Raw genomic sequence first — 9,180 nt, 5'->3', positions numbered from 1 at the left:
GCCCCGGCGTCCGGCGCGCGCGGAGCGGCGCCATGAGCCGCCGCGCGCTGCTGGCCGCCGTGCTGGTGCTGGCTTGCCTGCTGGCGATGTTGCCCGCGCTGGCCGCGCCCGGCGACGGGCCGGCAAGCATGGCGCGCGCCCACCTGGAACCGCCCGGACCGGTCGCGGCCGGACAGCCCGTGCGGCTGGTGGTGGATGCGCTGACCACCAACTGGTTCACGCAGGCGCCGGTCTTTCCCGCGCTGGATATCCCGGGCGCCATCGTCAGCCCGCCGGGAGACGATGCCAGCAACCTGAGCGAGGACATCGGCGGGCAGCGCTGGTTCGGCGTGTCGCGCAGCTACATCATCACGCCGCAGTCCGGCGGCGACCTCGCCATTCCGCCGCTGGAGCTGACCCTGCAGGTGGGCGAGGCCGCCGGCCCGGTCAAGGTCAGGACGCCGCCGCTGACCCTGGCGATCAAGGCAGTGCCGCGCCCGCCCGGCGCCGGGAATGCCATCGGCACCGTGCGCCTCGAGGTGCGCCAGACGCTGGACCGTGACCTGCGGGCGCTAAAGCAGGGCGACGCCTTCACCCGCACCATCGAGATCAGCGCGGACGGCGTGCAGGCCATGCTGCTGCCACCCACCGTGTTCGCGCCGGTGAGCGGGCTGGCGGTCTATCCCAAGGCGCCGCGCGTGGAAGACATCAGCCGCGAGCGCCAGGGATTCCTCGGCGGCCATCGCATCGATGCGGCCACCTACGTCGTGCAGCGCCCCGGGCGCTACACGCTGCCGGGCGTCAGCGTGCAATGGTGGGACGTGCGCGCGGGCCGCTTGCGCACTGCCAGCGTGCCGCCGCTGCATTTCAGCGCGGCGGCGGGCGGGGGCTACCAGCCGGCCGTCGCCATCCCGGGCGAGTCCCCGGCGGCGCTGGGTGGCGGCACCTCCCGCTTCGCTGTCCGGCAGGTGGCGGGGGCCATCGTCGCGGTTGCGTTGCTCGCGTTTGCGGCATGGCTGCTGCTGCCACGCCTGCGCCTGCTGTGGGCGCGCGCGCGGGCATCGCGGCGACGGCGGCTGCTCGCCCGGGACGGGTCGGAGCGGGCTGCCTTCATGCGGCTGCGGCGCGCCTTGCGGGGCAGCGGGCAGGGAGCGCCCGGCGCGCTCTACGCCTGGCTGGACCGGCTGGCAGCGAAGCGGGGCAGTGGACTGGCTGGTCCGGCCACGCTGGCCGATGCCGGGCGTGCTGCCGCGCGTGGGCCTTTCACGGAGGCGGGCCAGGCGTGGCTTGCGAGCAACTATGGTGGCGCGCAAGCCGTGGCGGCGGGCCCGGCCGTCGATGCGGCACTCGACCGGTCCCTGGATGAGGCCCGGCACGTGCTCGCCGCGCAGCCGCCGGCGCGGCGCGGCCATGCGCGGGAACTRCCACCGCTCAACCCCGGCGGCGAGCAAGCGGCTAGCAGGCAGCAAGCAGGCAGCAAGCAGGCAGTTAGCAGGCAGCTAGCAGGCGCTAGCAGGCAGCTAGCAGGCGGGGCATGAGCGGAACAGAGGCCGGCCAGGGGCGGTGGGATATGTCCTTGCCGAAAATCTTTGCCACCGGCCGGGAAAACATTCAGTTCAGGCCAGGTGCGATCCCCCGCAGAATACTTCGCACGCCCGCGCGGCGCCCGGCGTTGCCGGCGCCACGGCATCCCCGCCCACGGTCCGAGGTGAACCCAATATGCGCCCCACGCTGACCAAGCAATTCGCCATCGCCTTGCCGCTCCTGCTGGGCGCGGCGCACGCGCAAGCCACCGAAGGCGCGCTCGGGCGGCCCGTCACGGGCACCAGCGTCACGCCCAATGCGGGCATCGTGGCGCCGGAGCCCATCCTCGCCGTCAATCTCGGCGAGATCTACCTGAACGGTTCCATCGGCGGCGGCCGGGAAGTGCCGATCGGTGGCCAGACCACGCTCGGCGTGGATGGCAAGGTGGCCTTCACCCTGGCTACCATCATGAAGGTGTGGGACACCAAGACCGGCGCGTGGAATTTCGCTTCCAGCTTCACGCTGCCCTATGTCTGGACCCAGGTGAACGCCACCGTGGCGGTGGGCCGCCTGCAGGGCGGCAGGCAGGACACGGCATCCAACCTGTTCGACATCGCTTTCACGCCGGTCATCGCCGGCTACCACTTCTCCAAGACCGAGCACATCGCCTTGAGCTTCAATATCTGGGCTCCCACCGGAAAGTACGACGCCAGCTCCCTGGCCAATCCCAGCCTCAACAACTGGACGTTCATCCCGCAAGTGGCGTACACCCGGATCCTGCCGCAGTACGCAATGCAGATCAACGTGGTGGCGGGCCTGCAGTTCTACACGCGCAACAGCGCAACGGACTACCAGAACGCGCCGCTGTTTACGCTCGACACGATGCTGACCAGGCAGTTCGGCCATGGCTTCGGGGCCGGCCTGATCATCGGCACCACCCAGCAGCTTGGCAACGATACCGGGCCCACCGCCGACCGGCTCAATGGCTTTCGCGGACACGACTGGGCGATCGGGCCGATCGTGACCTACGACAGCAAGATCGGCGCGAAGAGCATGCTCTCGCTCGGCCTGCGCTGGGTGCCGACGGTATCGAGCCAGAACCGGCTGAGCAGTACCAGTACCTTCATGGGAACCGCGACTGTCGTGTTCTGACGAAAAAGGGCTTGGCCAGCCCCCTTCGCGCGTTCCCTGCGGATCAGGCGAATTCGATTTTTTCGCTACCCGAATGGGTGATGGCATTGGGCCGGTTTTGCCGCCGGGTGGCACCGCCATCGCGCCGCCTGTCTGCCGCGCAGCACTTTCCCCTCTTTTGTGCGCTGCCATGTGCTGCCGCGCTCTCTCGCCTACGAAAACTTTCACTACGGGACACGCTGCCAGCACCTACAAATTAAGAAGCTAATTTTGCTTAGCTAAGTCGCAAATCGGTAAGCCGGAGACGCAGGGGCGAAGGCGTCCGCGAGAACGCAGCCCCGGCCTTCATTCTGATAATGGCAACGAAGGTAAGCCCTGCAATTGCCAAACCAAAGGGGCGGCGGTGGCGATTGGAATGCGAAACACGACGGATGCCCTGACCACGTCAGGCCGAAGGACCAAGGGCGCGAGCCGGCCGCCCGCCGTGGCCCAGTTGCGCGACAGCAGGGCCGCGCCGATGCCGCGCGGCCACACGCGCTACCTGCGCACCTTTGTCGACCTGGCCGAGCGCGGCACGGTGCACGCCGTGGCCCAGGCCAACGGCATCCAGTCCTCCTCGGTGCTGTACCACCTGCAGGCGCTCGAAGACCGCCTTGGCGCGCTGTTCATACCAGGCGCGGAGAAGGGCGCGCTGGTGCCGACCGCCAGGGCGCTGGAGATCCTGCCCAAGGTGCGGCGCATGCTCGGCATTCTCGACGATGCGTGCTCCGGCCGCGCGCCGCCGCTTGCCGACTGCGTCGGGCTGGCGCGCGTGCGCCTGGCGGGGCCGATCGATCTCGCCGCGGAGCTGGTGGTCAAGGTGGTCAGGACCACGGTGCCGGTCAGCCGGCTCAGCTTGTCGCATGCCAGGCAAGGCCAGGCGGAGCCCGGCGGCGACCTGGAGATCGTGGTGTCGCTGGGCGAGACCCGCCTGGAGGGCAGGGGCTGCACGGTGGCCAGGATGCAAAGCTCGCTGATTCCGGTGTTCTGCCGCTCGCATGCCGGCCCTCGCTGTGCGGCTGGCGGGGCCGCGCCATGCCTGATCCCGGAAGCGCTACTCGGCCTCTCCGGCCAGATCGACAACTGGATCCACACGGTCAGCGCGCTGGGCGCAGCGCGGGTTTCATCGCTCTCGATGGAGGCGCTGCTCGATCTCGCGCAGGCCAGGCCGGCGGCCATCCTGCTGCCTGCACCGGGACTGGAAAGCGCGCTGCAGGCACGGGATTTCGCCGTGCTGCCCACGTCCGGCCTGTTCGGCCAGCCGCCGCCGGTGGAGYTGTGCATCGCTGCCATCGCGCACGATCCGGCCTTGCGCCGCACCGCGCACAGGGTACGCGCGCAGTTGCAGCGCAGCCTGGCGGCGGCGCTGCCCAATGCCCGCTACGACACGGAAGCCGCGGTGCCGGCATGAGGCTGGCCGATGCCGTACCGCGACGATGAAATCATTCAGATCGAAGGCGCAAAGAATTGATTTCCGTTTTGCCGTGCGATTTGCGAGCATGGCTGCGCAGTTGTGAGGATATCTTTGCATTGCCTACGGCAGGAGGCGGGATGGGACGGAGCCGGAACAGCAAACGGCGCAACGAGGCGATGGCCGGGGCCAGCACGGCAAACGCGGCCATGGCGCCGGCGGCGGCACTGCCGGCCAGCGCGGCGCTGCGGCGCCGCAGCGTTCTGCTCGGCGGCGCGTTGCTGTGCGTGGCGGTGGCGGCAGGCGGCGCATTTTCTTACTGGCGGGGCGGCACGGACGCGGCCCGGCCAGTCGGTGTGCAAGCCGGCGACGGCGTCCACGGCCCGGCCGGCATGGTGCATGTGCCCGGCGGGGAGTTCCTGATGGGCAGCGACCACAAGCTGGCGCAGCCCAACGAGCGGCCCGCGCACAAGGTGCGCGTGCACGGTTTCTGGATGGACCAGCACCACGTCACCAATGCCGAATTCCGCAAGTTCGTGCAGGCTACCGGCTACGTCACCACCGCGGAGAAGCCGCCCGACTGGGAAACCCTGAGGGTCCAGCTGCCGCCTGGCACGCCGCGGCCGCCGGACAGCGCAATGGTGGCGGGTGGCATGGTGTTCGTCGGTACCGCCGGCCCGGTGCCGCTGCAGGATTACTCGCGCTGGTGGCGCTACGTGCCCGGCGCCGACTGGCGCCATCCCGGCGGCCCCGACAGCAGTATCGCGGGCAAGGACGATCACCCCGTCGTGCAGGTCTCCTACGAAGATGCGCAGGCTTATGCGAAGTGGGCCGGCAAGCGGCTGCCCACCGAGGCCGAATGGGAGTTCGCCGCGCGCGGCGGCCTGGAGCAGGCCACCTACGGCTGGGGAGACCAGTTCGCGCCCGACGGCAAGCAGATGGCCAATGTCTGGCAGGGCCAGCAGGCGCAGCCATTCCCGGTGGTCAGCGCCAAGGCGGGCGGCGCGCTCGGCACCAGCGCGGCCGGCACCTTCCCGCCCAACGGCTATGGCTTGTCCGACATGACCGGCAACGCCTGGCAATGGGTGGCCGACTGGTATCGCGCCGACCAGTTCGAGCGCGAGGCCGTGGCCAGGCGCACCATCGATTCTCCGGCGGGTCCCGCGCAGTCGTGGGACCCGGCCGACCCTGGCGTGCCGGTGACGGCGCCCAAGCGGGTCACGCGCGGCGGCTCCTTCCTCTGCAATGAAGACTATTGCCTGAGCTACCGGCCCAGCGCCCGGCGCGGCACCGATCCGTACAACAGCATGTCGCACCTGGGTTTCCGGCTGGTCATGGACGACGCCAAATGGGAGGCCCTGCGCGAGCAGGGGCAAGCGGCGCTGGCGCAGGCCACGGCGGGCCAGCCTGCCGCGCGCCACTGAGGGAGGAGCCGGCCATGCCGCGTTTCACGTTGTTGTCCTGCCACGCGCGCCGATGCCAGGCCGCCGGGCTCGCGGCCGTCGCGCTGGCGGCGGCGCTGGCAGGCTGCGCGGGGCCGCCAGCGGACAGCGGTGGCGGGGCGGCGCCGGTGCGGGCGGCGCAGGCAAGTACCGCCGCTGTCTTGCCATCGTGGCGCGACGGCGCCGCGCGGCAGGCCATCCTCGCCTTCGTGGCCGATGTCACGCGCGCCGGCGCGCCCACCTTCGTGCCGCCGGCGGAGCGCGTCGCGGTGTTCGACAACGACGGCACGCTGTGGAGCGAGCAGCCGCTGTACTTCCAGTTCCTGTTCCTGCTCGACCAGGTCAAGGCCGCCGCGCCGAGCCATCCGGAGTGGAAGAACAATGCCGCCCTCAAGGCCCTGATGGCCAACGACATGGCCGCGCTGCACGCCCAGGAGAAACAGCTGCTGCCACTGGTCATGGCGGCCAATAGCGGCATGACGGTGGACGAGTACGACAAGGCGATCCGCGCATGGCTGGACAAGTCGCGCCATCCCAGGCTCAACCGCCCGTTCACCGAACTGGTCTACCAGCCGCAGCTGGAGCTGCTGGCCTACCTGCGCGCCAACGGCTTCAAGACCTACATCGTCTCCGGCGGCACCATCGAGTTCATGCGGCCGTGGTCGGAGCAGGTCTATGGCATCCCGCCCGAGCAGGTGATCGGCTCCACCGCATCGATCAAGTACGAAGTGCGCAACGGCCAGCCGGTGCTGGTGCGCGAGCCCAAGCTGGCCTTCGTCGACGACGGGCCGGGCAAGCCGGTCGGCATCTACCTGCGCATCGGCCGCAGGCCCATCCTGGCGGTGGGCAACTCTGACGGCGACCTGCAGATGCTGGAATACACCACCGGCGGCGCCGGCCGGCGCCTGGCGCTGCTGGTGCATCACGACGATGCCGAGCGCGAGTTCGCCTATGACCGCCAGTCGGCGGTGGGCAAGCTCGACAAGGCCTGGGACGCGGCCACCGCGCGCGGCTGGACCGTGATCAGCATGAAGCAGGACTGGCAGCAGATCTACCCGCCACCCAAGTAGCACCGCGCGGCGCAGTCGCGCTCAGCAATCCCTTTGTTGCACATGTCCGTTCGTGCCGAACGCGGACGGACTCGTCTTGATTTCGTCGGGAGCCTTGCCATGAACTTTTCGTTGGGGAAATTGCATCGGAGCCGCGGGACGGCGCTGGCGCTGGCCGGCATCGGCGGCCTGGCCGCCGCGGCGACCGCCGTCTTCTTCCTGTCCGCGCCGCCTGACGCGCAAGCGCAGGGCGCGGCCAAGCCCGCGCCGGCGCCAGCCGCCACCGCCGCCAAGCCGCCACCCGCTCCGGCACAGGGTACGGGCAAGAAGCCCAATATCCTGGTGATCTTCGGCGACGATATCGGGCAGACCAATATCAGTGCCTACAGCTTGGGCGTGGTGGGCTACAAGACGCCCAATATCGACCGCATCGCCCGCGAGGGCATGATATTTACCGACTACTACGCAGAGAACAGCTGCACGGCCGGGCGCTCGTCGTTCATCACCGGACAGACGCCGTTGCGTACCGGGCTCTCGAAGGTCGGCGCGCCGGGCGCGCCGGTGGGCCTGCAGAAGGGCGACATCACCATTGCCGAAGCGCTCAAGCCATTGGGTTATGCCACCGGCCAGTTCGGCAAGAACCACCTTGGCGACAAGGATGAATACCTGCCCACCAAGCACGGTTTCGACGAGTTCTTCGGCAACCTGTACCATCTCAACGCCGAGGAAGAACCCCAGCGCGACTACTGGCCCAAGGACAAGAACGACCCGTTCGTGAAGAACTTCTCGCCGCGCGGCGTGATCCACAGCACCGCCGACGGCAAGGTGGAAGACACCGGCCCGCTGACCACCAAGCGCATGGAGACCGTCGACGACGAGACCACGGCCGCCGCGCAGAACTTCATCACCAAGCAGGCCCAGGCCAACAAGCCGTTCTTCGTGTGGATGAACACTACGCGCATGCACGTCTACACGCACGTGCGCCCGTCGATGCGCGGGCAGAGCGGCATGCCCGGCAACGAGTACGCGGATGGCATGATCGAGCACGACGGCGACGTAGGCAAGCTGCTCAAGACGCTGGACGACCTGAAGATCGCCGACAACACCATCGTCATCTACACCACCGATAACGGCCCCAACCAGTTCTCCTGGCCGGACGCCGCCACCACGCCGTTCCGCAGCGAGAAGGACACCAACTGGGAAGGCGCGTTCCGGGTGCCGGCCATGGTCCGATGGCCGGGCAAGATCAAGCCTGGCACCGTGACCAGCGAGATGTTCTCGGGGCTGGACTGGTTCCCCACGCTGCTGGCGGCGGCCGGCGACGCCGGTGTCAAGGACAAGCTGCTCAAGGGGGCCGGCTTCGGCGGCAAGAACTTCAAGGTCCACCTGGACGGCTATAACCAGTTGCCGCTGCTGACCGGGCAATCCCCGAAAAGCGCGCGCGACGAGTTCTACTACTTCAACGACGACGGCGAACTGGTGGCGATGCGCTTCGGCGACTGGAAGGCGGTCTTCTGCGAGCAGACCTCGCCCGGGGGATTCGCCGTGTGGCGGAATCCGTTCACCTGCCTGCGTGTCCCGAAGATGTTCAATCTGCGCATGGATCCCTACGAGCGGGCCGACATCGTGTCCGACCAGTACGATGACTGGCTGGCCAAGAACGCGTACCTGACCGAAATCGCGACCATGAAGGCCACCATGTTCCTGCAGACCTTCGTCGACTATCCGCCCAGCCAGCGGCCGGCGAGCTTCAGCATCGACCAGGTGCGCAAGCAGGTGGACAGGAAGATCGACGAGGCCTTCAAGAAGCGAGGGCAGCAGTAGCGGGGGGCGAAGGCCCGATGCACTAGCCTCGACCGGCAGCCGGGCGGGCCGCAATCATTGCGGCCCGCCCGGCCGCGTTTTCCAGGGTGGCAAGCAATGCTGGATTCCCACGTGGCGCGGATCGACAAAAAGCCTGGCAGACGGGGCGGGACGGCGCGCCGCCCGGCCGTGGCCAGGCCGGACCTGGCGCCCCCGCGAGACATGGCGACGCTGGGGTGGGCCTGGCCGGCGCTGCTGTTGCTGGCCTCGGGCGCGGCCGGGCTGGTGTTCCAGGTGCTGTGGATCAAGCAGCTCACCCTGGTGGTGGGCGTGGAGGTGCACGCGGTCACCATCGCGGTCAGCGCCTTCTTCGGCGGACTGGCCCTCGGCGGCTGGCTGTTCGGGCGCGCGGCGGACCGCAGCGCCTGTCCCTTGCGGCTGTACGCGCGGCTTGAACTGGCCGTGCTGGTGCTGGCGCTGGCCTGCACCGTGGGCTTGTCCATGGCGGCGATGCCGTTTGCCTGGCTGCAGGACCGCGCCGGCGTGCTGGCGTGGGCCTTGCCGATCCTGCTGGCGGGCCTGCCGGCGGTAGCGATGGGCGGGACGCTGCCGGTGCTGATGCGCGCGCTCGCGCCGGCGCCGGACGGCGTGGGCCGCAGTGGCGGGCGCCTGTACGCGGCCAATACCGCCGGCGCCATCGCCGGCACCTTGCTGGCGGGCTTTGCGCTGGTGCCGTGGCTGGGCGTGCTCGGCAGCGCCTGCGCGGCGGCGGCGCTCAACGGCGTGGCCGGCTGCGCGGCGC

7 protein-coding genes are annotated in these 9,180 nt (G+C 69.4%); all 7 read left to right on the top strand.

The window, feature by feature from the left end; all coding sequences use genetic code 11:
- The coding region (locus tag AC1DO7_RS36220) for a hypothetical protein (protein WP_441643653.1) at nt 1-1,517 on the top strand (1,517 nt) is incomplete at its 5' end.
- 181 nt (nt 1,518-1,698) lie between these two features.
- On the top strand, nt 1,699-2,655 hold the full coding sequence (locus AC1DO7_RS36215) for a SphA family protein (protein ID WP_441619257.1): 957 nt from the start codon (nt 1,699-1,701) through the stop codon (nt 2,653-2,655).
- 394 nt (nt 2,656-3,049) lie between these two features.
- Nucleotides 3,050-4,084 (top strand): LysR family transcriptional regulator, encoded by a 1,035-nt coding sequence (locus AC1DO7_RS36210; protein ID WP_441619259.1) that lies wholly within the window; start codon nt 3,050-3,052, stop codon nt 4,082-4,084.
- 140 nt (nt 4,085-4,224) lie between these two features.
- On the top strand, nt 4,225-5,508 hold the full coding sequence (locus tag AC1DO7_RS36205) for a formylglycine-generating enzyme family protein (RefSeq protein ID WP_441619261.1): 1,284 nt from the start codon (nt 4,225-4,227) through the stop codon (nt 5,506-5,508).
- A gap of 14 nt (nt 5,509-5,522) precedes the next feature.
- On the top strand, nt 5,523-6,596 hold the full coding sequence (locus AC1DO7_RS36200) for an HAD family hydrolase (RefSeq protein ID WP_441619263.1): 1,074 nt from the start codon (nt 5,523-5,525) through the stop codon (nt 6,594-6,596).
- A gap of 99 nt (nt 6,597-6,695) precedes the next feature.
- Nucleotides 6,696-8,399, top strand: coding sequence for an arylsulfatase (locus AC1DO7_RS36195; RefSeq protein ID WP_441619264.1), 1,704 nt, complete (start codon nt 6,696-6,698; stop codon nt 8,397-8,399).
- Nucleotides 8,400-8,495: 96 nt separating this feature from the next.
- Nucleotides 8,496-9,180, top strand: a 685-nt coding sequence (locus AC1DO7_RS36190; RefSeq protein ID WP_477117223.1) for a fused MFS/spermidine synthase, incomplete at its 3' end; no start/stop codon positions are given.

It is taken from the genome of Cupriavidus sp. 05N40, assembly GCF_056397305.1.
The sequence above is the reverse complement of the archived record's forward strand: the minus strand, read 5'-3'. Positions and strand labels throughout refer to the sequence as shown.